Genomic DNA, 24,990 nt, shown 5'->3' with positions numbered 1-24,990 from the left:
CTGCGGCCGGCATCTTCCGACAGGAGGCGCGCAGGGACGGACGTGTGATCGCGGACGGCCGGCCCTGGGAAGCGAGCTCGGACAGCGCAGAGGAGAGAGCCATGAGCGCGAACGCGAACGGCCAGGCCAACGGCCCAGCCGCAGGGCAGGAGTCGCTGCACTGCCTCGTCACCGGAGCCTCCGGATACATCGGCGGACGCCTCGTCCCCGAACTGCTCGGCGCGGGACACCGCGTCCGCTGCCTCGTCCGCACCCCGGCTAAACTCCGCGACCACCCCTGGGCCGCGCAGATCGAAACCGTACGCGGAGACGTCACACACCCTGAGTCAGTCGCCACCGCACTGCGCGGCATCGACGTCGCCTACTACCTCGTCCACGCCCTCGGCGCAGGACCCGACTTCGAACAGAGAGACCGGCGCGCGGCCCGCATCTTCGCCCAAGCGGCGCACACCGCCGGGGTCCGCCGCATCGTCTACCTCGGCGCACTCACCCCCCGCGGCGTCCCCGAACGCGCCCTCTCGCCCCACCTGCGGTCCCGCGCCGAAGTCGGCCGCATCTTCCTCGACTCCGCCGTACCCACCGCCGTACTCCGCGCCGCCGTAGTGATCGGATCCGGCTCCGCCTCCTTCGAAATGCTGCGCCACCTCACCGAACGCCTACCCGTCATGGTCACCCCCAGCTGGGTACACACCCACACCCAACCCATCGGCATCCGCGACGTACTCCACTACCTCACCGGCTCAGCCCGCCTACCTGCCGACGTCAACCGGGCCTTCGACATCGGCGGACCCGACGTGCTCACGTACCGGGACATGATGCGCCGCTACGCCGCCGTCGCCGGGCTGCCGAGGCGCGTCATCGTCCCGGTCCCGGTGCTCACAGCCCGGCTGTCCAGCCACTGGGTCGGGCTCGTCACCCCCGTCCCCGCCTCCATCGCCCGCCCGCTCACCGAATCACTCCGACACGAAGTCATCTGCAACGAGCACGACATCGCCCGCTACGTCCCCGACCTGCCCGGCCGGCCGCTGCCGTTCGATGACGCGCTGACCCTCGCCGTCCGGCGGGTCCGGGAGGCCCAGGTCGCCACCCGCTGGTCCTCCGCCGCGGTGCCGGGCGCACCCAGCGACCCCCTGCCCACCGACCCGGACTGGGCCGGCGGCAGCCTGTACGAAGACGAACGCGAGCTCCTGGCCGCCGTGGCGCCCGAGGCGCTGTGGAAAGTCATCGAGGGCATCGGCGGCGACAACGGCTGGTACTCCTTCCCCCTCGCCTGGGCCGTACGCGGCTGGCTCGACCGGTTCGCCGGCGGCGTCGGACTGCGCCGCGGGCGACGCGACGCCCAGCGGCTGCGGGTCGGCGATTCCCTGGACTTCTGGCGCGTCGAGGAGATCGAACCCGTCCGCCTGCTCCGGCTCCGCGCCGAGATGCGGCTGCCGGGCCTGGCCTGGCTCGAGATGCGCGTCGACACGGACGACCAGGGGCGCACCCGGTACCGACAACGCGCCCTGTTCCACCCGCGCGGACTCCTCGGCCACGCCTACTGGTGGTCGGTCTCGCCCTTCCACGCCGTCGTGTTCGGGGGCATGGCACGCAACATCACCCACGCTGCGGCGGGCAACCCGGGCGCCCGTACATCGCCGTCGTCGGCGCCCTCACCCTCCCGGTCGCCACTCGATCGCATCCGACACGCCACCTCCCGGCGAAGAGACCGGTGATGGCCCATGACCACCCGTGGGCCACGTCCCCCGCACCTCGCACCACCACCCCAGGAGTGGCCACATGACCATCGCCGTCGTCCTGTTCACCGCAGACCTGCGCCTGCACGACCACCCCCCACTCCACGCCGCCCAACGCACCGCCGACGAGATCGTCCCCCTGTTCGTACGCGACCCAGGAATCCACGCCACCGGCTTCGACGCACCCAACCGCCAAGCCTTCCTCACCGACTGCCTCACCGACCTCGACGAGCAGCTGCGGCAACGCGGCGGCCGCCTCGTCGTGCGGACCGGCCCCGTCGCTCGGGAGGTCACCGCCGTCGCCGTCGAGTGCGGGGCCACCGAAGTACACATGGCCGCCGGCGTCACCCGGTACGCCCACCAGCGCGAACAGTTGCTGCGCGAAGCACTGGCCGCACAAGGTGTGACTCTCCACGTCCACGACAACGTGACCACCGCCGTCGCCCCCGGCGCCCTGACACCCACCGGAACCGGCACCGACCACTACGCCGTGTTTACGCCGTACTACCGCCGTTGGTCGCAGATGCCGCTGCGCGACCCGCTGCCGCCGCCGGGAACCGTGCGCGTCCCCGACACCGCGCGCGGCGAGTCCCTGCCGTCGGCCAAGGACGTCGACGACACCTCCCCCGGACTACCCCAAGGCGGCGAGACGGCAGGTCGTACCCGCTGCGCACGGTGGTGGTCCGGCAACCTGTCTCAATACGAGGACCGGCACGACGACTTGGCGGACGACGCCACCTCCCGGCTGTCCCCCTACCTCCACTTCGGCGCCCTCTCCCCCGTCGAACTCATCCACCGCGCCCGCGCACACGGCGGCCCCGGAGCCGACGCGTTCGTACGACAACTCTGCTGGCGCGACTTCCACCATCAAACCCTCGCCGCCCGCCCCGACACCGCCACCACCGACTACCGCACCCGCCACGACCAGTGGCGCGGCGAGGACGACGCGGTCGAAGACATCGCCGCCTGGCGGGACGGCCGCACCGGGTACCCGATCGTCGACGCCGGAATGCGCCAACTGCGCCACGAGGGCTGGATGCACAACCGCGCCCGCCTCCTGACAGCCAGCTTCCTCACCAAAACCCTCTACGTGGACTGGCGTATCGGAGCCCGACACTTCCTCGACCTCCTCGTCGACGGCGACATCGTCAACAACCAGCTCAACTGGCAATGGGTCGCCGGCACCGGCACCGACACCCGCCCCCACCGCGTCCTCAGCCCAGTAGCCCAGGGCAAGCGCTTCGACCCACGTGGAACGTACGTCCGCCGGTGGGTGCCCGAACTCGCCGGCGTCGAGGACCGTCTGATCCACGAGCCCTGGCGGCTGCCGCGCGAGATGCGGGCCGGGCTCGACTACCCGGAACCGTTGATCGACCTCGCCGACGGTCTGGCCCGCTTCAAGCAGGCCCGCGGCCGCGACTGAGACCACTCGGTGCACCCGGCGTTCATCGACCAGCCCGGACCCGCTCTTCCGGTCGGCAAGATCACCCCCCGCACTGCTCCAACCGCAGCCGCAACATACGCATCCCCCGCCGGGCATGACTCTTGACCGTCCCGAGCGGCAACCCCATCCGGGCAGCGATCTGCGACTGAGGCAGATCCGCGTAGAAAGCCAGCCACAGCACCTCCTGCTGCACGCGCGGCAACCGGCTCAGCTCATACCGGACCACCACACCGTCCACCGCCCGCTGCGCCAGGCACCCCTCCGACATCCACGGCTCCGCGTCCCACTCCGACTCCACCGCGGCCGCCAACCTGGCCTGACGCGCCCGCACCCCCCGCGCGTCCGCAATCTTGTGCCGGGCGATACCGACCAGCCAGGACCCGACACTGCCCCGCTCCGGACGAAACCCACCACGCCCCCGCCACGCGGCAATGAACACCTGCTGCGTGACATCCTCCACGTCCCAGGAGTCGCCGAGCGCTCCCCGCACAAGGCCGCGCACGAGCGCCGCCCACCGCTCGTACACCAACCGGCAACCGTCCCCATCACCCCGCCAAAACGCCTCAGCGATCAACCGATCGTCCCGAAGCCCCGCCGGCTCAGAGCGCGCCAACTCTGTCGTGGTCATCGTGAACACTCCTCGGACAATTCCACCGGGCTGCACTGACGTGCCAGGCGCCGCCTCGTCGCGCCTGCCGCCACAGTGATCGCGTAGGAAACCGGTGCACAAGATGCATCGTTCGTGCATCGTTTTGACCCCAGGAAACGGGGTCCGGCACAGCAACGCGGCGAAGAGAAACACCAAGGAGCAGCGCATGAGCGGCAGGCAACGGCACCCCACGACTCGCCGACAAGCGGACCGCCGGCCCGGGACACCTTCCGCCGAGCCGGACGAACCTGCCGGACCCGCCCTGACCACCGGCGCACTCGCCCGCAGACTCGGCGTCGCCCAGACCACCCTGCGCACCTGGGAACGCCGCTACGGCATCGGCCCCAGCCACCGCGATCCAGGACGCCACCGCCGCTGGTCCCCCCAAGACGTGGCCAGGATGGAGCACATGTGCCGGCTGACCGCGCAGGGCATCACACCCGCCGAAGCAGCACAGCTGGCGATGGCCGACGACGGCCGGGCGGCAGATCATCCGACGGTGGCAGCGCCGCAGCCCCGCACTCCCGGCGGCCTCCGCGACCTGCCCCTGGGACGGGTCTGGCCGGAAAGCCGAGGCCTGGCGCGCGCCGCCGTACGACTCGACGCCACGGCAGTCCAGACCCAGCTCCGCACCGCGATCGACACTTACGGCATCGTGGTCGCCTGGGAACATGTCATCGCCCCCACCCTGCACGCCGTCGGCCGTAAATGGGCCACATCGGACGAGTCCTACGTCGAGGTGGAACACCTGCTCTCCTGGCACGTGTCGTCCACACTCCGCTCAGCGACCACCCCGGCCACCGACACACGCCCCCCGATCCTGCTGGCCTGTATGCCGCAGGAACAGCACAGCCTGCCGATCGAAGCCCTGTGGGCGGCACTCACCGAGCGGGCACTACCCACCCACATGTTCGGAGCCGCCGTACCCGCCGAGGCCCTGGTATCGGCGGCCAAGCGCACCGGCCCCGCCGCCGTCGTCCTGTGGTCCCAGTCCCGGACCACCGCCGACCTAAGCGTCGTACGCACACTCCTCGCCCTCGAATGGGGCCCACGCGGCGCCCGAACCCACCCACTCACCCTCCTCGCAGGCCCCGGCTGGGCCGGCACACCACCCGAACCAGGAACCAACCGCCTCACCGGACTCGCCTCCGGCCTGGCACTACTCGAAACACTCTTCGGCTGATCCCCTCCGGGGCTGCATGTTCGGCATGAGGTATGCCACAGGGACCGTCGAAGGCAGGTCAGACACTTCCGTACCCACCATGCGCTCTGGTAGATGTGACGGCAAACATGTTCGATTCGCCCTGAAAGTCCCCCATGAACCAAGAACCGGAACCCCGTTCCGACCTGGTCGGATTCAGCATCGACCTCACCGTCGAGGAGGCACGTCGGCGTGCCGAAGTCGTGGCCGCCCTTGGGCCCGACTGGGACCCCGTGGCCGTTCTGCGTGAGGAGGAGAAGGCGCACGCCCTGCTGTACTCGGGCTTGGACGCGGAGCAGCAGAGGGTTCACGCGATGCTGGTCGCGGCCGGTGTGCTGCCCGGAGAGGGGCCGGGCCGTGCGTCTTCCGCTTGATCCCCACGCCGACCCGGCTCGGCGGGCCTGGGTCGCGTGCCCCGGCTGCGACGACGCCCGCGACTGCGGGACCTGCCTGGACCGCCGGAACTGCCGGGATCACTGGCGCTATCTGATCGGGAACAACGGGCCCCGGGTCCACCTGCAGTGCCCGAACTGCACTCACATGTGGACCCTCGACACCTCCCGTGAGCGACGCACCCGCCCGGCCTGAGCTCAGCAGATCCGCGGTAGCTGCTCTCCGAGCGGCATGTCCACGACGCGGGTGCCGCCGAGTCCGGTACGGGCCACCACCATGCCCGGGTGCGCCTCGACCGCCTCGCCGATCACCGCCGCTTCGGCGCCCAGGGGGTGGGCGCGCATCGCGGCCAGTACGGCGTCGGCATGTTCACGCGGGACGAAGGCCACGAGCTTGCCCTCGTTCGCCACGTACATGGGGTCGAGTCCGAGCACCGCACAGGCGTTGCCGACCGCTTCGGGGACCGGGACGGCGCGCTCCTGGATGACGACGCCCGTGCCCGATGCCGCCGCGATCTCGTTCAGGGAGGCGGCCAGGCCCCCGCGTGTGGGGTCGCGCAGCACGTGCAGGTCCGGCGTGACGGCGAGCATCGCCTCGACAAGGCCGCCGAGCGGTGCGCAGTCGCTGGTGATCTCGACTCCGAATTCGAGGCCCTCCCGCACGCTCATGATCGCCACGCCGTGCATACCGATCGGGCCGCTGACGATCACCACGTCTCCGGGCACCACCCGTTGCGGGCGCAGGTCGACTCCGTCGGGGATCAGCCCGACCCCCGAGGTGTTGATGTAGATGCCGTCGCCGTGACCGGCCTCCACGACCTTGGTGTCACCGGTGACGACCTGAACGCCGGCCACGCTCGCCGCCGCACCGAGGGCCTGCGCGACGCGGGCGACCACGTCGGTCTCGACGCCTTCCTCCAGGATGAACCCGCAGGAGAGGTGGCTCGCCCGGGCGCCGCTCATGGCGAGGTCGTTCACGGTGCCGTTGACGGCAAGGTCACCGATGCTGCCGCCGGGGAAGAACAGCGGGCGCACCACGAAGGAGTCCGTCGAGAACGCCAGGCGGGCGCCGCCGATCCGGATCGCGGCCGCGTCGGCGGTGTGGGCGAGGGCCGGTCCGCCGTAGGCGGGCGCGAAGACGTGCTCGATCAGCTCGGCGGACAGGGTTCCTCCGCCGCCGTGGCCCATGACGATGCGTGGCCGGTCGCGCAGTGGCGCCGGGCAGGTCCAGGCGAGCATGTCGGGTGCCGGCTGCGCGGCGTCGGCCGCCGGGGTGGTGCTGACGGTGTCGGGCAAGACGGTGTCAGGCAAGGGAGCTGCCCTCCAGAGAAGCGGTGACCTGGGACGGGGTGCGGGAAGCCGTGGGGGCCGGCGCGAGAGGCGCGTCGAGCCGCCGGTAGAGGTAGTACGCGGCGCAGGCGCCCTCGCTGGACACCATCGTGGCGCCGAGCGGGGAGCGGGGCGTGCAGGTGGTGCCGAACGCCTCGCACTCGTTCGGTTTCAGCAGGCCCTGGAGGACTTCGCCGCTGCGGCACTCGGCGGGCTCGCGGGTGTCGATTCCCTCGACGGAGAAGCGGTGTTCGGCATCGTGGTCCCGGTAGCGTTCGGACAGGCGCCAGCCGCTCTTCGGGATGACGCCGATGCCTCGCCAGGCCCGGTCGGTGATCTCGAAGACGTCGCTCAGCATCGCCTGTGCCGCCGGATTGCCGTCGGCCGGCACGGCGCGCTGGTAGGCGTTCTCGACCGTGTGCTCGCCCTGCTCCAGCTGAAGCACGGTCCTGCGTACGCCTTCCAGGATGTCCAGCGGTTCGAATCCGGTGACCACGATCGGCACTTGGTGGCGTCGCGCGAGCTCCGGGTACTCGGCCGTGCCCATCACGCTGCAGACGTGGCCGGCGGCGAGGAATCCCTGGACGCGGCAGTCCGGGGACCGCATGATCGCGTCGATCGCCGGCGGGACGCGGACGTGGGAAACGAGCAGGCTGAAGTTACGGATGTTCCGCTTGCGTGCCTGATGGACCGTCATCGCGTTGGGCGGCGCCGTGGTCTCGAAGCCGATGCCGAAGAAGACCACCTCCCGGTCCGGGTTCTGCTCGGCGATCCGCAGCGCGTCCAGCGGGGAGTAGACCACCCTGACGTCTCCTCCCTGCCCGCGGACCTGGAACAGGTCACGGCCCGTGCCGGGCACGCGGAGCATGTCGCCGAAGGAGCAGAAGATCACCCCCGGCCGGGAAGCGATCTCCAGGGCCTTGTCGATCGTCTCCAGCGGAGTGACGCAGACCGGACAGCCCGGACCGTGGATCAACTCGATCTCGGGCGGCAGGAGTTGGTCGATGCCGTGCCGGATGATGCTGTGGGTCTGGCCCCCGCAGACTTCCATCAGGGCCCACGGGCGCGTCACCGTCGCGCGGATCTCGTCGAGCAGCCGGCGTGCCAGGTCCGGGTTCTGGAACTCGTCGATGTACTTCACGGCCGTACCTCTCCGTGGACCTCTTTGTGGATGTCGTCCTGTGCCTGCCACTCGCTTCCCGCGGCCTCGGCGGCCTCCCACGGGTCTCCGAACTCCTCCTGGAGCAGGCCGAGGGTCTCGAACAGCTCAAGCGTCCGCCGGGCCGACTCCTCGTCGAGCTTCTGGAGGGCGAAGCCGACGTGCACGATGGCGTACTCACCGGGCTCGAGGTCCGGCAGGTACTCGAGGCACACCTCCTTGACCACGCCGCCGAAGTCGACCGTGGCCATCCGGGTGCCGTCCCGGTCCTCGACGTCCAGCACTTTTCCGGGTACCGCCAGGCACATGGTGTCTCCTCACTTTCGCTCTCGTCGTGGTGTGCCGGGGGCCGCCCCGTCCGTGATCCGGGCGGCCACGACGAGCTGGCCGAGGGCCAGGCCGCCGTCGTTCGGCGGGATCAGGCGGTGGCGCAGGACGGTGAAGCCGTCCTTTCGCAGTCCTTCGGCGCAGGCCGAGGAGAGCACCGTGTTGGCGAACACTCCCCCGGTCAGGGCGACGGTCTCCACGCCGGTCTCGTCGCGCGCGGCGGCGCAGACCACCCGCACCAGCCGGGCCACGGCGTGGTGGAACCGCGCCGCGACGACGGCTGCCGGGGTCCCGTCCAGTACGTCGGCGACCACCGCCGTCAGCAGGGGTGCGGGGTCGGCGGTGATCGGGCCACCGGTGCGGAGCCGGAAGGCGTAGCGTCCGTCCTCCGCCACGTCGGGTGCCCGCAGGGCCGCGGCCTCCAGCTCGATCGCGGCCTGCGCCTCGTATCCCGCGTGCTGGCAGACCCCCGCGAGGGAGGAGACGGCGTCGAAGAGGCGCCCCATGCTGGACGTGGGCACGCAGTTCAGCTCGCGCTCCAACTGCCTTTCCAGCAGGGCCAGTTCTTCGGTGGCGCAGGCTCGCGTGCAGGGTAGAGCGCGGTCGACGGCGAGGCCTGCGGCCCGCAGGTGGGACACAGCCATGCGGTACGGCCGTCGTACGGCCGCATCGCCACCCGGCAGGGGTACGCAGGCCAGGTGCGCGAACCGGCGGAACCCGGCGTAGTCCGCGAGAAGGAATTCACCGCCCCACACCGCGCCGTCGAGACCGTAGCCGGTGCCGTCGAAGGCCACCCCGATCACGGGACACGTGCCGTCCAGCCCGTTCTCGGCCATCGCCGCCGCGACGTGCGCGTGGTGGTGCTGTACGGGGACGACGGGCCGTTCCGCCGCGTGTTCGCGGGCCCAGCGGGTGGACCGGTAGGCGGGGTGGCGGTCGGCGGCGAGCAGTTCGGGCCGTACGCCCGTGACGGACTCCAACTGCCGCTCGGCGGAGGCGAGGGCGAGCTGGGTGGCGAGGTCGTCCATGTCGCCGATGTGGGCGGAGAGCCAGGCCTGGCGTCCGTCGCCGAGGCAGAAGGTGTTCTTCAGGTCCCCTCCGACGGCGAGCGCGGGGGCGACCTCGACGGGCAGCGCGACCGGCAGCGGCGCATAGCCCCGGGAGCGGCGCAGCGTCAGCTGTTCGCCGTCGCAGACGCGGACGACGGAGTCGTCGCAGGGCACGTGGATGGGCCGGTCGTGCAGCAGCCAGGCGTCCGCCAGACCGGCGAGCCTGGTCAGTGCCTCCGCGTCGTCCGTGACGATGGGTTCGCCCGCAAGGTTGCCGCTGGTCATCACCAGGAGCCGGGGCCCTTCACGGTCCTCCGCGCCGAGGCCGAGAAGGAGGTGGTGAACCGGGGTGTACGGGAGCATGAAGCCGAGGTCCGGGCTGCCCGGCGCCACCTCACTCGCCGGCGCGGCCCCCTGGCGCGGGCGGGCGTCATCGCGGCGGCGCAGCAGGACGACGGGCCTGACACTGCCGGTGAGGAGTTCGCGTTCGAGCGGGCCGAGGTGCACGAGGGGTTCGATGTCGGCGAGGTCGGCGGCCATCATCGCGAACGGTTTGTCACCGCGCGCCTTGCGGCGGCGCAGTTCGGCCACCGCGTCGGGGTTCGTCGCGTCGCAGGCCAGGTGGTAGCCGCCGAGGCCTTTGACGGCGAGGATCGCACCGGAGGCGAGGAGCCTGCGGGCGGCGGCGATCGGGTCGGCAGCGGGGTCGGGGCCGAGGTCGGCGCGGTCGGGGCTGGGGGCCGGAGGGTTCCGGTCGGGGCTGGGGGCCGGAGCAGCATCGGAGGGAGCGGGCGCCGGAGCCGTACCAGAGTGGCCGGGCACCGAAGCCGTACCAGAGGGGCCGGGCACCGGAGCCGTACCAGAGTGTCCGGGCACCTCAGCCGTACTGGAGGGGCCGAGAGTTGGAGCCGTACCGGAAAGGCCGGAGGCCACTGGCCCCCTGACCAGCCGCAGCCGGGGCCCGCAGTGAGGGCAGGCCACAGGTTGCGCGTGGAAGCGCCGGTCGGCCGGGTCCGCGTATTCGCGGGCGCAGTCGGGGCACATCGGGAAGCCGGCCATGGTGGTGTGGGCTCGGTCGTAGGGCAGTCCCGTGACGATCGTGAAGCGCGGGCCGCAGTTGGTGCACGTGATGAACGGGTGCAGATAGCGCCGGTCGGCCGGGTCCGCGAGTTCCGCGAGGCAGTCGTCACAGGTGGCGGTGTCCGGCGGGACGAGCGTGCGGACGGCGCCGCCGTGGCGGGAGGGCACGATCGTGAAACCGATGCCGCCGCTCGCACTCACCTCGGCCGCCTCGACGGACTCCACCCGGGCCAGGGGCGGGGCGTCGGGCGCGAGGCGGGCGCAGAAGGACGCGACGTCCACGGGGTCTCCCTCGACCTCCGCGACGACGCCGTCCGCCGTGTTGGTGACGTGGCCGGACAGGCGCAGCCCGGTGGCGAGGGCGTAGACGAAGGGCCGGAAGCCCACGCCCTGCACGACACCGCGGACGACCACACGGCTGCGCCGCGGCGCCGTGGCGGGGGCGGGTCCGGGCCGCGCCGTGGTCATGCGCCGACCCGGGCCATCGCCGGGGTGTGGACGCTGTTCCCCTCTGCCACCGCGAGGGCCCGGTCAAGGAGCGTGCCCGCTCCCTGGCCGTCACGCACCGAGCTGAGGACGACCTCGACGCCGGGGTTGACCTGCTGCACGTTGGCGCGGAAGGCCGTCTCGTCGAACTGAGCGGCCTCGGCCATGTCGTTCTTGGTGACGATCACCAGCTGGGCGAGGCCGAACGCGGTGGGGTACTTGAGCGGCTTGTCCTCGCCCTCGGTCACCGAAGCGAGCACGACGCGGAGGGACTCCCCCAGGTCATAGCCGGCGGGGCAGACGAGGTTGCCGACGTTCTCGACGAACAGCAGCCGGGCGGACTCGGGCAGCCAGTCGTGCAGGTGCCGGGCGACCATGTCGGCCTCCAGGTGGCAGAGGCCGTCGGTGTGCACCTGCTTGACGGGGGCGCCCGAGCGGGCCAGGCGGCGGGCGTCGTTCTCGGTGGCGAGGTCGGCGGTGAGCGCGGCGGCGACGACGCCCCGTTCGCCGGCGAGGCGCAGTTCGCGTTCCAGCAGGGCGGTCTTCCCGCTTCCGGGGCTGGAGAGCAGGTTGATCACGGTGGTCCCGCGGGCGTTCAGCTCGGTGCGCAGGATGTGAGCCGCGGCCTCGTTCTTGGCGAGGACGGCGCGCTGGAGATCGACGGCTCGGCACATGCTCAGCTCTCCTCGGTGATCGGTCGGCGGTGTCGTTGGTGCGTCGTCTCGGGACAGGCCCAGCGAACCTCCCGGATCTGGAGTTCACGGCCGGAGACCAGGTCGCCGGCTGCGGCGCCGCACCCGGGACAGAGCAGCCGGGGCGGCATTCCGACCGCCCAGTCCTCGGCGCACGGTTCGCAGCGCGCGGTGCCCGGGACGGTACGGGTGATCAGCTCGGCGCCCTCAACAATGGTTCCGGCGCAGGCGAGTTCGAAGCAGAAGGCGAGGGCGTCGGCGACGACGCCGGCCAGCTCGCCCACGTCCAGCACGATGCTGCTGACTCCGACGGCCCCGCGGGACTCCGCCGCGGTCTCGACCTGGTCGACGACGGCGACCGCGAGGGACATCTCGTGCATCGGTCTCCGTCCTGTGCGCGGCGGCGGGTCTCGGGCGTCATCAGCGAACCGTCATCAGCGAACAACGGGTGGCGGCTCAGGCCCGCCCGGCGCGCCAGGACCGGACGGCAGCGTCGTCCCAACGGTGCAGCCGCCACCGTCGGGCCCGCGGCGGTGTCACATCCTGCTGATGCGCAGATAGCGCCGGACGTCGGGGAGGACTGCGATGCCGACGGCCACGGCGGCGAGGGCAGCGGTGGCGGCGAAGGCGGCGCCGAGGACGTTCCTGTGCATGGTGCTCTCCGTTTCGGTCTTCATACGAGGGCTTCGGTCTTCATACGACGGCTTCTTCGCTCTTCATACGACGGCTTCCTGGTGGACCAGTTCGGTCACCATGCGCACCGCCTCGGGCACGGCCGCCGCGACCTGTGGGCTGAGCCCGATGCCCTCGTCGAGGCAGGCCGGTTCGCAGCCGACGACGAGGATCCGCCGTGGCGGCGCGGCCCCGGTTCCCGCGCACAGGGTGTCGAGCAAGGCGAGTACGGCGTCCGGCGTCATCCGGTGGCCGTCGAGCGGCGCGGGCTCGGCGGCGCGGGCACGGTCACCGTCGGCCGAGGGCTCGATCAGATAGAGCGTCCCCGGTTCGCCGCCGCGGGCGGTGACGTCGACGAGGACGAGGGTGTCCCAGCCGTCGAGGAGTTCATAGGCGAGGTGGACGCCCCGGACCCCGACGTCGGACAGTTCGACGGAGGCCGGGAGTTCCTCGCGGCTGAGCCGTCGCAGGGTCTCCACGCCGAAGCCGTCGTCACCGAGGAAGATGTTGCCCACCCCGGCCACGAGGGTGCGGTTCGTGCCGGTCGTCCGGACCTCGGGCGCTTGGCCGTTCACACGTCCTCCAGGGCTTCGACCTCGTCGGCCTGGAAGTAGAGGAACCGGCCCTGTTCGCGGCGGATGTCGGCGCCCGGGTCGTCCTCGACGGTCACCGCGATGTGGACTCCGCCGTCGACGTCGTGGAGGACGGCCTCGACCAGGGCTGTGTGTCCGTCGAGGAAGAGGTCCTGGGCGTCCGTGCGGCGCAGCCGTGGACGCAGGACGACCCGGCTGCCCGCGCGGACCGCGCGTCCGTCGACGAGGACGTGGTCGCTGCCCGGGTCGACGCCGGTGTCGCCACCGGGGTCCCACCAGGGGGTGTCCGGTTCGAGGATGTTCGAGGCCTGCTTCGGGGGGCCGGTGACGCTCTGGAGGCTGCGTACCGCTCCGTGCAGACGTTCCAGGACCTCGGGCGGCATGGTGTCCGCGAGGTCGATCACCGCCGCCGCGCGGGGGTCGGTGCCTCTGGCCTCGCGTTTCTCCTCGTCGGTGAGGGCAGCGGTGCGCAGGGCGAGGATCTCGTCGATCTCGGTCGCGTCGTAGAGGGCGCCGGGGCTCTCGGGCGCGATGGCCGGATGGTCCTCCAGGATGATCGGTGAGGAGAGCATCAGGTCGTCCCGGCCGGGTTCGCCGGCCAGGACGGGCCACGTGTGCAGGTTGCGGCAGGCGTTGACGGGGCCCTTGGCCCATTCCGGCGGGTCGGTCATCGACAGGAACGAGCCGCCGTCGAGCCGGAGCAGCGTGTGGGTGGCCACGAGGGAGTACGGAAGGGCCGCGTGGCGGTCGGTGTCCGGCTCGGCGGTCCAGGCGCTGGTGTTCTCGACGGTCACCGAGAGGCGCTCGACGCGGTACGGGCCGTCGAGTTCGGCCGCCGAGATCCTGACGGTGCCGCTGATCTCCTCGCGTCGGCGTACGAGCCGGCCTAGGACGCGTCCGTCGGTGTCGGTGACCTCTTCCACTTCCTCGGCGGCGCACCGGGTGAAGGGCAGGGTGGTGCCGTCGCCCCTGAGGTCGCCGACGGGGACGACGAGGGTGACGCGTTCCTCGACGCCCTCATCCCAGGCCACCAGAACCCGGTCGGCCAGGGAGAGTTCGGCGGTCGGAGCGAAGCTCCCGTCCGCGCACAGTTCCTCGACGGTACGCCGCTGGGCGCGCAGGAAGCGGACCTCCACGGCGAGTTCGGCGCCGGTCCTGGGCTCCATGAGGCACTCGGTGAGCTGGAAGTCGTGCTCCTCGGCGGCGGCGCTCCAGGACGGTGGCACCAGTACGCCGAACTGCCAGCGGAGCCGGTTCTTCGCGGCGGAAGCGCGGTACGGGTAGAGCACGTACCCCTCGAAGAGGACGGCGTCGGCGACGTGCCGGGCGACGGCGAACCGTGCCTCGGTGCCGGGGGTGAAGGCGACGGTGGTCATCGTGTCGTCTCCCCGGCCGCTTCGAGCAGGGAGTCGACGGTGGCTTCCCAGGACGGGAGGGCGAGGCGCGAGCGGTAGGCGAGCAGGGCGTCCATCGCGTCGCCCGGGAGCCGGATCCATCCGCAGCCGGGGAAGTGCTGGTCGATCATCTCCCGCCAGACCTTCACGGGCATTCGGTGGGAGACCTCCTTGTCCCAGGGAACGGGCTCGACGTGGAAGCCGCCGGCGCCGGTGAAGGCGGTGCCGGAGAAGAGCAGGAGCAGCGGGACCTCGCCGTCGGAGAGCGCCCGGAGGTAGCGGGACGCGGCGATGTCGGTGTCGTAGGTGCAGGGCACGACGAGGTCGGTCTCGATCTCGCCGGTGAAGCCGGGCACCATGACGGAGGCGTTGGCGAACTGGACCGGGTTGAGGCTGCTGCCCCACCGGGAGCGCTCGCCGAAGAGGTCGCCGAGGGCCGCGGCCTCTTGGTCGTCGTAGCCGCGCCGGGCGGGTTCGATACGGATCTGGCAGCGCAGAGCCATGGCGTGGACCCGGGTGCCGCCGGTGGCGGTGATCCGCAGCCGGAACACGAGCGTGGGTCCGGCGGCGTAGGCGTCGGCGCGGACGTCGGTGCAGGCGAAGGAGAAGTCGGTCACGGCCGGCTCCCCTCCAACTCGCGGGCCCGGCCGCAGATTTGGGTGAAGAGGTCGTCGAGGTCCGCCCGCGCCTCCGCGCCTCCGTCGAAGCCCTGCCAGCGCAGTCTCATGCGGCCCACCAGTTCGTAGCAGAGGTCGATCGGCACGAGGAAGCATTCGGTGCGGCCCTCGTGGCGGCGCAGGAGCAGGGCCTCGACGTCGGGTTCGAGCCGGTCGGCGAGGCGGGTGGCGGCGAGGACGGAGCGCCAGGTCTCTTCGTCCGGTTCGCTCTCGGTGGCGCCGGCGGGGCTCGGGTAGAGCACCACCGGCCGGTCGAGGGTGGAGTTGCGGAAGAAGAACGCGACCGAGACCGGGATCCGCAGCGAGTCCCAGGCCTGGTCGTCGATCTGGTGGTCGGGGTCGCTGAGGTAGCGGCCGGGGACCGCCCGGAACCGCCCCGGGGAGGCGGCGGAGCGGTCCATGAGCTGTGCGCACGGGCCGCAGGCGCAGACCAGGGCCCGTTTGTCGATGTCGACGAGGTGCGGGTGACGTTCCTCGGCCGCGAGCCTGGCGCCGCACAGTTCGCAGCGCTCCTCGCGGGGCGGACGGGGGGTGGTGAAGCGGCGCAGGCCGGTGGGCCGAGGGGGCCGCACGGCACTGTCCGGCGGCCCGTTCACAGGGCCGCCGACGTGCGGCCGTCCGCGCCCACGAGGGACGGACGGGGACCGATCTGGAGCAGCGCCGGTTCGCGTGGGGCTGCGCTCTCCAGCTCGACGCCGGTGACCTCGGGCGCGAAGCAGGCGAGGGCGTCCACGGCCGCCTGCCGGACGGAGTCCTGGGTGCTGGAACAACCGCAGCCGGTCGAGGCGGTGGCCCTCAGCCGCAGCACGCCCGTCGCCGCGTCGAATCCGGCGTTCTCCACGGGCTGCGGCAGGGCGGACAGGGCGCGGTCGATACGGGTCGGCGCGTCCTCGGGGTGCAGTCCGTGCAGGTTGAGGAGGCTGGCGACGAGTTCGTCCGCGAGCAGCGGGCCCATCGGGTCGGCGGGCGGACGGGCGGCGGGGCGCCCGAGGAGGTCGACGACGCGGGCGATGCCGCTGCCGTAGAACTCCATGAGGACGCGTACGACTTCCTCCGCGGCCGCGCAGGCCTCTGTGTCGCCGTTCTCGGCCAGCCGGTCCAGGACTTCCTCTACCCGGCGGCCCGCCTGTTCGGCGGTGGTCGCGCTCATCCGGCCAGGCCGCTCAGGCCGGTGGGCACGTGCATCTGCTTCACGGTCCTGCCGCTGCCGGTGTACATGTGGACGCCGCACGGCAGGCAGGGGTCGAAGCTGCGCACGGCGCGCATGATGTCGATGCCCTTGAAGTTCTCGGGCGTGTTCTCCTCGAAGATCGGGGTGTTCTGCACCGCGTCCTCGTACGGGCCGGGGGTTCCGAACGTGTCCCGGGTGGAGGCGTTCCAGGGCGTCGGCGGATAGGGGTGGTAGTTGGCGATCTTGCCGTCCCTGATGACCATGTGGTGCGAGAGAACGCCGCGTACGGCCTCGGTGAAGCCGACGCCGATGGCTTCGTCCGGTACTTCGAACTTCTCCCACGTCTGCGTGCGTCCGGCGCGGACCTCCTCCAGGCCCTTCTCGGCGCAGTGCAGGGCGACGGCGGCCGCGTACGCCTGGAAGTAGGTCCGGGCGCGGTTGCGCTCCAGGGCGTTGCTCCACTTCGGGATCCGCCACTCGAAGGTGGTTTCGGGCTTGGTCATCGTGCGGGGGAGGTTGATGACGACGCTGTGCCCGGTGGCCTTGACGTAGCCGATGTCGACGAGGCCGGAGAGCGCGGTGGACCACAGGCGTGCGAGGGGGCCGCCGCCGGTGTCCAGGGGCAGGTGGTCCTTGCCGTCGAACCAGCGCGGGGACATGACCCAGCTGTACTTGTCGTCGAAGTTCCGCTTCTGCGGGGCCGGGATGGTGTGCTGGTTCCACGGGTGGCGCGGGTCGACCCGGTTGCCCAGCGGATCGTGGGTGACGAACTGCTCCTGGCCCTCCCAGTCGTCGTAGTACGAGCTGCCGAGCAGGATGCGGATGCCGAGGTTGATCTCGGTGAGGTCGTTGGTCACCAGCTTGCCGTCGACGATGACGCCGGGGGTGACGAACATCCGCCGGCCCCAGTCGGTCATGTTGGCGTAGGTGAAGTCGCAGTGCTCGGGGTCGTTGAGTGCGCCCCAGCAGCCGAGCAGCACACGGCGGCGGCCGACCTCCTCGTAACCGGGCAGCGCCTCGTAGAAGAAGTCGAAGAGGTCGTCGTGGAGCGGTACGACGCGCTTCATGAACTCCACGTAGCGCATGAGGCGGCTCATGTAGTCGGTGAAGAGCTGCACGGACGCGACCGTGCCGACACCGCCGGGGTAGAGGGTGGAGGGGTGGACGTGCCGCCCTTCCATGAGGCAGAACATCTCCCGGGTGTAGCGGCTGACTTGAAGCGCCTCGCGGTAGAACTCGCCCTCGAGGGGGTTGAGGGAGCGCATGATGTCCGCGATCGTGCGGTAGCCGTGCTCGGCGGCGTGCGGTGCCTCGGTGCGCTCGGCCAGCTCCAGGACGCCGGGGTTGGTCTCGCGGACCATCTTCTCGCAGTAGTCGACCCCGACCAGGTTCTCCTGGAAGATGTTGTGGTCGAACATGTACTCCGCGGACTCGCCGAGGTTGATGATCCACTCACCGAGGTTCGGGGGCTTCACGCCGTACGCCATGTTCTGCGCGTACACGGAGCAGGTCGCGTGGTTGTCACCGCAGATACCGCAGATACGGCTGGTGATGAAGTGCGCGTCGCGGGGGTCCTTGCCCCTCATGAAGACGCTGTAGCCGCGGAACACGGAGGACGTGCTGTAGCACTCCGCGACGCGCTTCTGCTTGAAATCGATCTTCGTGTGGATGCCGAGGCTGCCGACGATCCGAGTGATGGGGTCCCAAGCCATCTCCACCAGTCCGGAGCCGTCAGCCTTCGTCTTCGTCTTCGTCGGAGGTGCCATGGTCGCTGTGCTGCCCTTCGTCAACTCTTCGACTTCGCGAACAGTGGGTTGGTCGGTGGGCCTGCGGGGTGGTGCGATGACGTCACGTCACCAGGGCGGCCGGTAGCCGGTGGTGACGCGCTCGCCGGTGTGCCGCCACTTCGGCTCCTTGTCCACGGTCCTGGCCGTGATGGTCCGCAGTCGGCGGATGACGGAGCCGTACACGCCGCTGGCTCCGCTGGAGACCTTCGCGCCGGGAGGTTCGTCCATGAACGGCATGAACTTGTCCGGGAATCCGGGCATCGTGCACGCGATGCAGATGCCGCCGACGTTCGGGCACCCGCCGACACCGTTCATCCAGCCGCGCTTGGGGACGTTGCACTTGACGACGGGGCCCCAGCAGCCGAGTTTCACCAGGCACTCGGGCGAGTCGTACGTCGAGGCGAACTGGCCCTGCTCGTAGTAGCCGGCCCGGTCGCAGCCCTCGTGCACGGTCGCCCCGAACAGCCAGGTCGGACGGAGCTTGTCGTCCAGCGGGATCATGGGCGCGGAGCCGACCGCCTGATAGAGCAGGTAGGTCAGCGTCTCCGCGAAGTTGTCCGGCTGGATGGGGCAGCCGGGCACGTTCACGATGGGGATGCCGGCGTGGGACTTCCAGTCCCAGCCGAGATAGTCCGGGACTCCCATCGCGCCGGTCGGGTTCCCCTCCATGGCGTGGATGCCGCCGTACGTGGCGCAGGTGCCGATCGCGACCACCGCGAGGGCCTTGGGGGCAAGGCGGTCGATCCACTCGCTGGTGGTGATGGGCTGGCCGGTCTCCGGGTCGTCGCCGAAGCCGCACCAGTAGCCCTCCTGCTTGATGGCCTCGTTCGGGATCGACCCCTCGACGACCAGTACGAACGGGTCGATCTCGCCCCGCTCGCCCTTGAAGAACCACTCGATGAACGTGTCGGCGCCGCCCACCGGGCCGCATTCGAAGTCGATCAGTGGCCAGTGGACCGCGATCCTGGGCAGCCCTGGCAGCCCCGCGAGGGCGATCTCCTCGATGCTGGGCTGCATGGCGGCGGTCAGGGCGACCGAGTCGCCGTCGCAGCTCAGACCCGCGTTGATCCAGAGGATGTGGATCGGCTTCTCTTCGCTGCCGGGTGCGGCACCCTGGTCCTCGACCGGGGCCGGTTTTACTGGGCTCATGTGTCGCCTCCTGCTGTGTCGCCTCCTGAGGAGGGGTGGGGGCAAAGGCCTCATACCGGGCCTACGTCCTGCTTAACAGCCCGTGGATCGCGTCGCGCCCGCACCGGGGCCGTTCGGCGGGGGTGCGCCGGGGCCGTTCGGAGGGAGTGCGCCGGGGCCATTTGGAGGGGCCGTACCTGGGCCATCGGGTGGGGGCGCCCCGGGGCCGTCCGGCCGGGGCGCGCCCGGGGTTTCCTTACGGACGAAGGCCCGGCGCAGTGCGTGGTAGCTCGCGGCGGGGTCGTCGAAGATCCGCCGCATCCGGGAGAGCTCCTGCTTTCGGTGGGCGGCAAGAGGCGCAATGGCCTCACGGCGCTCGTACGCGGCCTTCTTCGCCGCGATCCGCGCCTGGATCCCGTCACGGGATGCCAGGTGGAGGGCGAGCCGGGTGATCTCGCCGCCGAACTCCCCGGGTCCGCAGTCGACGACCCGGTCGACGAGACCCATGTCGTACGAGGCCGCGGCGGAGACCGGCCGGGCCTCCTGGGTCAGCCGCGCGGCGAGGGGTGCGCCCACCCTCCCCGGGAGCGTGCGGGTCCAGTACTCCGATCCGTACAGGCCCATCCGTCGGTAGTGCGGGTTGAGCACCGTTCCCGACCGGCACCAGACCTCGTCGGCGGCGAGGGCGAGCATCGCTCCGCCCGCGGCGGCGTTGCCGCCGATCGCGCTCACGACGAGCCGGTCGTTCGTGGTCAGGACCGCCTCGACCAGGTCGTTCATGGCGTTGATGTTGGCCCAGGACTCGGCGGCGGGGTCGGCGGCCGCCTCGATGACGTTCAGATGGATGCCGTTGGAGAAGAAGTCGCGCTGCCCGCCGAGCACGAGCACGGAGGTGGGGCGCGTGCGGGCTTCCGTATAGGCGTCCAGCAGGCGGCGGCACTGGTCGGTGCTCATGGCCCCGCCGGGGAACGCGAAGGACAGAAAGCCGACGGGTCCCTGCTCGCGGTACCGGATGTCGGACCAGGTCCGCCGGCCTGGCGCCGGGTCGGCGGGTGCCGGCAGTTCGGGGAGCTCGGGCAACCGGCCCGCGAGAGCCAGGGTGGCGGGGAGCTTGCAGGCACGCGGTCTGCCGGGGCCGGTGCGGGCGCGCAGTTCGGGGATCCACACGGCGCCGTCCACGGTGGCTCGGCAGATCGCGCCCGCGCGGGTGGCCAGCAGCGAACCGGGCCGCCCGCTCAGCCCGTCTTCCGCGTGACCGCCGTGCAGGAACCACTCGGCGCCGAGCAGCCGGTCCCGTACACCGGGTTGCGAGTCGGCGGCCCGCAGCGTGCGCAGAACGGTCTCGGTGGTGTCCTCGTCCCACGCGATCCGACGCTCCGCCTGGCGGACAGCGGGCCGGACGCGGATCTCGCCGGTCTGCGGACGCGGTGTCGCCCCGCCGGCGACCCTCTCGACGGCGAGGAGCACGGCGGCCACCGCGGCGTCGGACAGCTCATTGCGGTACAGATCGCTCTTGCCGACCTCCGAAACGCGGAAGCTCGCGGACGCCCAGACGTCGCCGGCGTCCATCTCCTCGTCGGCCTGGAGGACGGTGACGCCCCACTCCTCGACTCCGTCGCGGATCGCGTGGTCCAGCGAGGACGGTCCCCGGTCGCCCACGGGCCCCGGGTGGACGATCAGGCAACGGTGCGCCGTCCACACGTCGCGGGGCACGACGGTCTTCAGCATGGGGGCGACGACCAGATCGGGTGCATGGCGCGCCACGGCCTCGCGCACGGCGGCCCCGTCGGGGGTGACCTCTACGGGAACGGTGTGCCCGCGGTCGCGCAACTCGACCAGGACGCGCTGGGTGAGGCTGTTGAAGCTGCCGGCAACGAGCAGGATGCGCATGGGCGGCCTTTCCGGGTGGCGGTGGCCTTTGGGGGCTGCGGTGGTCTTTCCGGGGTGCGGCGGTCTTTCCGGGCCCCGGTGGTCTTTCCGGGCTCCGGTGGACGGTGCGGCCCTGGGAACCGCGGTTCGTCAACCGCCTGCGATCATCGACCAGCGCGAGCCGCGCAGCGGGGTGGCGGAGCCCGCACCTCACCCTTCCGAGACATACGCCCCGACCGATTGGCGGGGCTGATCGCCCGAGTGCGCGGGCCGGGCGACGCCGCGCCATGTGTGCCGTGGAAGATGCAGAGTCCGGCAGGTATGCGGATGCCTGTCGGTCGCACGGACGCGCAGGTCGGCTCATGAAACAGTGCGAACACCGTGCTCCACTACGGCAAGGACGGCGCCCTGAACGGCCCGGACAAGGTGCACGCCGAGAAGCTGAGCGACCGGCGCGGCCTGACCGCGCTGTTCTGATCCGACGTCAAACCGTACTGTTACGGCACCTTCCGCTTGGACATGAACAAGCGCCTCGACCTGGTGAGTGCGCCCGCCGTACGTCGCCCCCGCACCCAAGCCGAGGCCGCCGACCGATCGAGCCCAGAGATGCGATGAAGGACTTCCCGGAGCTCACCGACTGAACAAGGCCGCATGGCGGGTGCCCGACCTGCCGCGCGCCTACGCCGCACCCAACCGCGCCGCGATTATCGAGCACCTGGAGCCGGGCCATCTGGCGCACACCCGGGGGCGTCCTCTCAATGACTCGTGATCGGGCAGCCGACCCGATTGACCTTGACACGGTGACAAGGTCTTGACTGCTTCCCAAGGAGGTGGTCCCGATGACCATGACAAGTGGGGACGCGGATGCAACACGAGCGCTCCAGGCGCTAGAGGACAGTCGTTCGTCCGTACGACTGCGGGCTGCTCTGGCGGTCGGCTCGGCGCCCGACCCGTGCTTCGTCGACAAGCTCATCGAACGATGCGCGATCGAGCCCGAGTTCTTCGTCCGCGACATGCTGACCTGGGCGCTCACCCGTCACCCGGTGTCCCTGACGCTCCCCGAGCTGCTCCACGAGGTCCGTTCCGAGCGTGCGCAGGCACGCAGCCAGGCGTTGCACACCCTGTCCAAGATCGGGGACCGGCAGGCGTGGCCGGCGATCACCCGGGCACTGTTGTCCGACGCTGACGACGAGGTGGCGCGCAGCGCCTGGCGGGCCGCGGTCCTGCTCGTGCCGGAAGGCGAGGAGCCCGCCCTGGCCACGGTCCTGGCGACGCAGCTCGGGCGCGGTGAGCGGGAGACGCAGCTGAGTCTCAGTCAGGCGCTGGTGGCGCTGGGTGAAGTGGCCGGGCCGGCCCTGCACGACGCGACGACGGCTGATGACCCGGGTGTGCGTGCGCACGCGCTCGCCACACAACGGCTGCTGCGGGACCCCGACGCCGGATTCGAGCTGGCGATCGAGGAGGCCAAGCGCGTCCTGGCCCTCGCCGGGGTCCCTCAGGACGGACGATAAGAACTGTGTTGATCGGTGAGGTGGCGAGACGGTCCGGGGTCAGTGCCCGGATGCTCCGGCATTACGAATCACTGGGCCTCGTGCGGCCTTCGGGCCGTACGGGATCCGGTTATCGGGAGTACTCCGCACAGGACATCCGGCGGATCTTCCACATCGAGAGCCTGCGCTCGTTGGGCCTGTCGCTGCGTGAGATCGGGCGCGCCCTCGACGATCCCGGTTTCACGCCTTCGGCGCTCGTCGGCGACCTCACCCGTCAGACGCGCGATCGCATCGCGGCGGAGACCGAGCTGCTCACGCGGCTCCGCCGGATCCATGCCGCGGACCCGGCCGGCTGGCAGGACGTGCTTCAGGTCGTTGCGCTCCTCCAAGCACTGGGGTCGAAGAGCGCCGACGCGCGCCAGCGCGCGGTTCTCTCCTCGGGCGACGAGGTTCCGGTGCCGGTGGAGGCCCTGGTCGAGGCGGCGCTCGGCGAGACGGATCCGAACGTCGCGGGGGCCCTGCGATGGGCGTTGGCGCGATCGGACGACGACGCCCTGGCACTGCTGGCAGAGGGCCTCAGCTCACCGGTGGCCGCGGTGCGGGAGCGTGCCGTTCAGGCCCTCGTCGAGATGCCTTGCGATGAAGCGACCGCGCAGCTGCGGGATGCCCTTGCGAACCCCGACGCCGTGGTCCGCGGGTATGCGGCTCTGGCGCTCGGTACACGGGGTGTGGCTGATGCGGTTCCGGTGCTCATCGACATGATCGTGGAGGGAAGGAACGACACCGATGCGGCCGATGCGCTGAGCGTGCTGGCGGGCGACACCGTGACGGCAGATCAGATCGCGACCGGGCTCGTCGATCGCCTTGCCGACGACACCGCCCCGGCACCTGCGCGCGGGCGGCTGACCCAAGCGCTGGCGGACATTCCGGGGACGACGGCGTCACGTGCCCTCGTGGAGCTGTCACATGACGAGGACCGTGCCGTTGCGCTGACTGCCGCATACCTTCTTCGGCTCCGCGACGTGGGGTGACTGAATCTTTTCAGGCGCCGGATCAACGATGACAACGATGAACGTCCTGCCGACGCCGTCAGCCGGGTCTGCGGCGGGACCCTGCTGGCATGGTCTACGGCCGATCGAACCGGCGTCGGGTCGCGTCGTCGGCCGGCAGAAACGTCTCCAGATGCAGCCCTTCCAAGGCTGTATCCGTGGCGGTGCTGAGGGTGGCGGAGGTGCTGAAGAACCGGAGCGGGTTGCCGTCGACATCGATTTCGAGGGTGATCACTGGCCCTGCGAGGGGGGTGGCGGCATCGGGTCTGTCGAGGTATCCGGCGATCTCCGTGACCAGCTCGTGGTGGCGCTGGTCATGGGTGCGCTCGGCACGGTGGCTCACTTGCTTCAGTAGATGGCTGCCCCACTCCGTGAGATTGCTGATCCGGTCGGCCAGCCCGTCGGGATGGAGACATACCCGGACCACATTGATCGGCGGCTCCAGCAACTCCGGTGCGCAACCGGTCAGCAGCTGATCAACGGCAGCGTTGGTGTCGACGATGTCCCACTGGTCGTCAAGCAGCAGTGCGGGGTAGGGCAGGTGCGCGTCGAGGAGTCGGCGCAGACCGTCCATCACTACCGCGATCGACGCGTCGTCCAATTGGCGATCCGGATAGCGCGGTGCGTAGCCGGCGGCCAACAGGATCCGGTTGCGATCCCGCAGCGGCACATCCAGGTTGTCGGAGAGGCGCATGAGCATCTCCGGGGTCGGGTGCGCCTTGCCGGTCTCCACCCGGCTGAGATGCCGGGTGGAGACCCGCGATCGGTTGGACAGTTCCTGCTGGCTCAGCCGGCGTCGCTCGCGCCAGGTCCGCAACAGCGCACCTACCGGCGGGACTTCGGCTGCAAGGCTCATGCCATGAGTCTACGGAGCCGTGTCCTGGCAGCCATGACCTGTGAGGTCATGGCTCGGACGGCCGGCCCGGGCCAGGATGCCGGACACCAGCCGATCGAAACGAACAGGAGAAATCGACCATGAAGGACATCGTCCAGAAATACCTGGCCAGCTGGAACGCGACCGGTGGCGAGCGTGCGACGTTGATATCCGCGCACTGGTCGCCCGACGTCACCTACACCGATCCGATGGCCGAGGTCTGCGGCCACGAGGGGATCGCGGCGGTCGTCGATGGCGTCCAGGCGCAGTTTCCGGGATACGTGTTCACCCAGCTCGGCGAGATCGACGCCCACCATCGCCAGGTGCGCTTCCGCTGGGGCCTGGGCCCGGAGGGAGCCGAGCCGCTGGTGATCGGATTCGACGTCCTGGTGCTGGACGAGTCAGGTCGGATCCACGACGTACGCGGTTTCCTGGACAAGGTGCCGACATGACGGCGCCGCACGCGTACGTGATCGGCTACCTGGAGGATGTCTAGGTCGGCCCGGAGACAGCCGAGCACATCGAGCGGATCGAGGCCACGATGGCACCGTACGGCGGTCGCTTCTGGTGCACGGCGGACAGCTCGTCGGACATGTCGGGCGTTCGGCGACACAGGCAGGCGGCATCGCCGATTCCTGAACGACTATCCCTGGAGGTAGCGGTGCAGGGAGGTCTTTGGGGTGCCGGTCTTCTCGGCGATCTCGCCGAGGCTGCTGCACTGTCAGTGTCCGACGCCGACCAG

The 24,990-nt window shown here is 70.8% G+C and carries 24 protein-coding genes and 1 pseudogene; 8 read left to right on the top strand and 17 right to left on the bottom strand.

The window, feature by feature from the left end:
• Nucleotides 1–101: 101 nt before the first annotated feature.
• Both ABZ893_RS24010 and ABZ893_RS24005 read left to right on the top strand, forming a co-directional pair.
• Nucleotides 102–1,715: an SDR family oxidoreductase gene (locus tag ABZ893_RS24010; RefSeq protein WP_361407150.1), complete on the top strand. Its 1,614-nt coding sequence runs from the start codon at nt 102–104 to the stop codon at nt 1,713–1,715.
• Nucleotides 1,716–1,779: 64 nt separating this feature from the next.
• The gene (locus tag ABZ893_RS24005; protein WP_361407149.1) at nt 1,780–3,159 is read left to right on the top strand and encodes a deoxyribodipyrimidine photo-lyase; all 1,380 of its coding nucleotides are present in this window, start codon (nt 1,780–1,782) and stop codon (nt 3,157–3,159) included.
• Nucleotides 3,160–3,220: 61 nt separating this feature from the next.
• On the opposite strand, the gene ABZ893_RS24000 is transcribed toward ABZ893_RS24005, so the two are convergent.
• A complete protein-coding gene (locus ABZ893_RS24000) occupies nt 3,221–3,808 on the bottom strand; it encodes a sigma-70 family RNA polymerase sigma factor (RefSeq protein WP_361407147.1) in 588 nt (195 codons plus the stop codon).
• Nucleotides 3,809–3,995: 187 nt separating this feature from the next.
• On the opposite strand from ABZ893_RS24000, the gene ABZ893_RS23995 reads away from it, so the two are divergent.
• The 3 genes from ABZ893_RS23995 to ABZ893_RS23985 all read left to right on the top strand — a co-directional run bounded on the left by ABZ893_RS23995 (nt 3,996) and on the right by ABZ893_RS23985 (nt 5,618).
• Entirely contained in the window at nt 3,996–5,012 is a 1,017-nt protein-coding gene (locus ABZ893_RS23995; RefSeq protein ID WP_361407146.1) for a MerR family transcriptional regulator, read from the top strand.
• 134 nt (nt 5,013–5,146) lie between these two features.
• Entirely contained in the window at nt 5,147–5,404 is a 258-nt protein-coding gene (locus ABZ893_RS23990) for a DUF6400 family protein (RefSeq protein ID WP_361407144.1), read from the top strand.
• Complete coding sequence (locus ABZ893_RS23985; protein WP_361407142.1) at nt 5,388–5,618, top strand: hypothetical protein; 231 nt, start codon at nt 5,388–5,390, stop codon at nt 5,616–5,618. The genes ABZ893_RS23990 and ABZ893_RS23985 overlap by 17 nt, the downstream gene beginning before the upstream one ends.
• 2 nt (nt 5,619–5,620) lie before the next feature.
• On the opposite strand, the gene hypE is transcribed toward ABZ893_RS23985, so the two are convergent.
• The 14 genes from hypE to ABZ893_RS23915 all read right to left on the bottom strand — a co-directional run bounded on the left by hypE (nt 5,621) and on the right by ABZ893_RS23915 (nt 20,856).
• Nucleotides 5,621–6,661 carry a hydrogenase expression/formation protein HypE gene (gene hypE / locus ABZ893_RS23980; protein ID WP_361407275.1) on the bottom strand — a complete coding sequence of 347 codons (1,041 nt, stop codon included), beginning with the start codon at nt 6,659–6,661 and terminating at the stop codon, nt 5,621–5,623.
• Nucleotides 6,662–6,725: 64 nt separating this feature from the next.
• The gene (hypD, locus tag ABZ893_RS23975; RefSeq protein WP_361407140.1) at nt 6,726–7,892 is read right to left on the bottom strand and encodes a hydrogenase formation protein HypD; all 1,167 of its coding nucleotides are present in this window, start codon (nt 7,890–7,892) and stop codon (nt 6,726–6,728) included.
• Entirely contained in the window at nt 7,889–8,218 is a 330-nt protein-coding gene (locus tag ABZ893_RS23970; RefSeq protein WP_361407138.1) for a HypC/HybG/HupF family hydrogenase formation chaperone, read from the bottom strand. Before ABZ893_RS23970 ends, hypD begins: the two co-directional genes overlap by 4 nt.
• 9 nt (nt 8,219–8,227) lie before the next feature.
• Nucleotides 8,228–10,834 carry a carbamoyltransferase HypF gene (hypF, locus tag ABZ893_RS23965; RefSeq protein WP_361407136.1) on the bottom strand — a complete coding sequence of 869 codons (2,607 nt, stop codon included), beginning with the start codon at nt 10,832–10,834 and terminating at the stop codon, nt 8,228–8,230.
• On the bottom strand, nt 10,831–11,526 hold the full coding sequence (gene hypB / locus ABZ893_RS23960) for a hydrogenase nickel incorporation protein HypB (RefSeq protein WP_361407134.1): 696 nt from the start codon (nt 11,524–11,526) through the stop codon (nt 10,831–10,833). Before hypB ends, hypF begins: the two co-directional genes overlap by 4 nt.
• Nucleotides 11,527–11,528: 2 nt before the next feature.
• Nucleotides 11,529–11,924: a hydrogenase maturation nickel metallochaperone HypA gene (locus ABZ893_RS23955; protein WP_361407132.1), complete on the bottom strand. Its 396-nt coding sequence runs from the start codon at nt 11,922–11,924 to the stop codon at nt 11,529–11,531.
• Nucleotides 11,925–12,260: 336 nt separating this feature from the next.
• Nucleotides 12,261–12,791, bottom strand: a complete 531-nt coding sequence (locus ABZ893_RS23950) for a hydrogenase maturation protease (protein WP_361407130.1) — start codon at nt 12,789–12,791, stop codon at nt 12,261–12,263.
• Nucleotides 12,788–14,185 carry a hypothetical protein gene (locus ABZ893_RS23945; protein WP_361407128.1) on the bottom strand — a complete coding sequence of 466 codons (1,398 nt, stop codon included), beginning with the start codon at nt 14,183–14,185 and terminating at the stop codon, nt 12,788–12,790. Before ABZ893_RS23945 ends, ABZ893_RS23950 begins: the two co-directional genes overlap by 4 nt.
• Entirely contained in the window at nt 14,182–14,820 is a 639-nt protein-coding gene (locus ABZ893_RS23940; RefSeq protein ID WP_361407127.1) for a DUF6084 family protein, read from the bottom strand. Before ABZ893_RS23940 ends, ABZ893_RS23945 begins: the two co-directional genes overlap by 4 nt.
• Nucleotides 14,817–15,452 (bottom strand): DUF5947 family protein, encoded by a 636-nt coding sequence (locus tag ABZ893_RS23935; RefSeq protein ID WP_361407125.1) that lies wholly within the window; start codon nt 15,450–15,452, stop codon nt 14,817–14,819. Before ABZ893_RS23935 ends, ABZ893_RS23940 begins: the two co-directional genes overlap by 4 nt.
• A gap of 20 nt (nt 15,453–15,472) precedes the next feature.
• The gene (locus tag ABZ893_RS23930; protein WP_361407123.1) at nt 15,473–16,030 is read right to left on the bottom strand and encodes a hypothetical protein; all 558 of its coding nucleotides are present in this window, start codon (nt 16,028–16,030) and stop codon (nt 15,473–15,475) included.
• Nucleotides 16,027–17,817, bottom strand: a complete 1,791-nt coding sequence (locus tag ABZ893_RS23925; RefSeq protein WP_361407121.1) for a nickel-dependent hydrogenase large subunit — start codon at nt 17,815–17,817, stop codon at nt 16,027–16,029. The genes ABZ893_RS23930 and ABZ893_RS23925 overlap by 4 nt, the downstream gene beginning before the upstream one ends.
• 87 nt (nt 17,818–17,904) lie before the next feature.
• Nucleotides 17,905–18,987: a hydrogenase expression protein HypE gene (locus ABZ893_RS23920; RefSeq protein WP_361407119.1), complete on the bottom strand. Its 1,083-nt coding sequence runs from the start codon at nt 18,985–18,987 to the stop codon at nt 17,905–17,907.
• Between the two features lie 72 nt (nt 18,988–19,059).
• A complete protein-coding gene (locus ABZ893_RS23915) occupies nt 19,060–20,856 on the bottom strand; it encodes an enoyl-CoA hydratase-related protein (RefSeq protein ID WP_361407117.1) in 1,797 nt (598 codons plus the stop codon).
• An 818-nt stretch (nt 20,857–21,674) separates the two neighbouring features.
• On the opposite strand from ABZ893_RS23915, the gene ABZ893_RS23910 reads away from it, so the two are divergent.
• Both ABZ893_RS23910 and ABZ893_RS23905 read left to right on the top strand, forming a co-directional pair.
• Nucleotides 21,675–22,346, top strand: coding sequence for a HEAT repeat domain-containing protein (locus tag ABZ893_RS23910; RefSeq protein WP_361407115.1), 672 nt, complete (start codon nt 21,675–21,677; stop codon nt 22,344–22,346).
• 5 nt (nt 22,347–22,351) lie between these two features.
• A complete protein-coding gene (locus ABZ893_RS23905; RefSeq protein WP_361407113.1) occupies nt 22,352–23,356 on the top strand; it encodes a MerR family transcriptional regulator in 1,005 nt (334 codons plus the stop codon).
• Between the two features lie 94 nt (nt 23,357–23,450).
• Here the strand turns inward: ABZ893_RS23905 and ABZ893_RS23900 are convergent, their stop codons facing one another.
• Nucleotides 23,451–24,230, bottom strand: coding sequence for a helix-turn-helix transcriptional regulator (locus ABZ893_RS23900; RefSeq protein WP_361407112.1), 780 nt, complete (start codon nt 24,228–24,230; stop codon nt 23,451–23,453).
• A 119-nt stretch (nt 24,231–24,349) separates the two neighbouring features.
• On the opposite strand from ABZ893_RS23900, the gene ABZ893_RS23895 reads away from it, so the two are divergent.
• On the top strand, nt 24,350–24,700 hold the full coding sequence (locus tag ABZ893_RS23895) for a nuclear transport factor 2 family protein (protein ID WP_361407110.1): 351 nt from the start codon (nt 24,350–24,352) through the stop codon (nt 24,698–24,700).
• 191 nt (nt 24,701–24,891) lie between these two features.
• Here the strand turns inward: ABZ893_RS23895 and ABZ893_RS23890 are convergent.
• Nucleotides 24,892–24,957, bottom strand: a pseudogene (locus tag ABZ893_RS23890) (helix-turn-helix domain-containing protein); the annotation flags it as partial.
• Nucleotides 24,958–24,990 lie beyond the last annotated feature (33 nt).

The organism is Streptomyces sp. NPDC046821, assembly GCF_040645335.1.
Lineage (GTDB): Bacteria > Actinomycetota > Actinomycetes > Streptomycetales > Streptomycetaceae > Streptomyces.
Note: the sequence above shows the minus strand (reverse complement) of the source record. Positions and strands in the feature narration are given on the sequence as shown.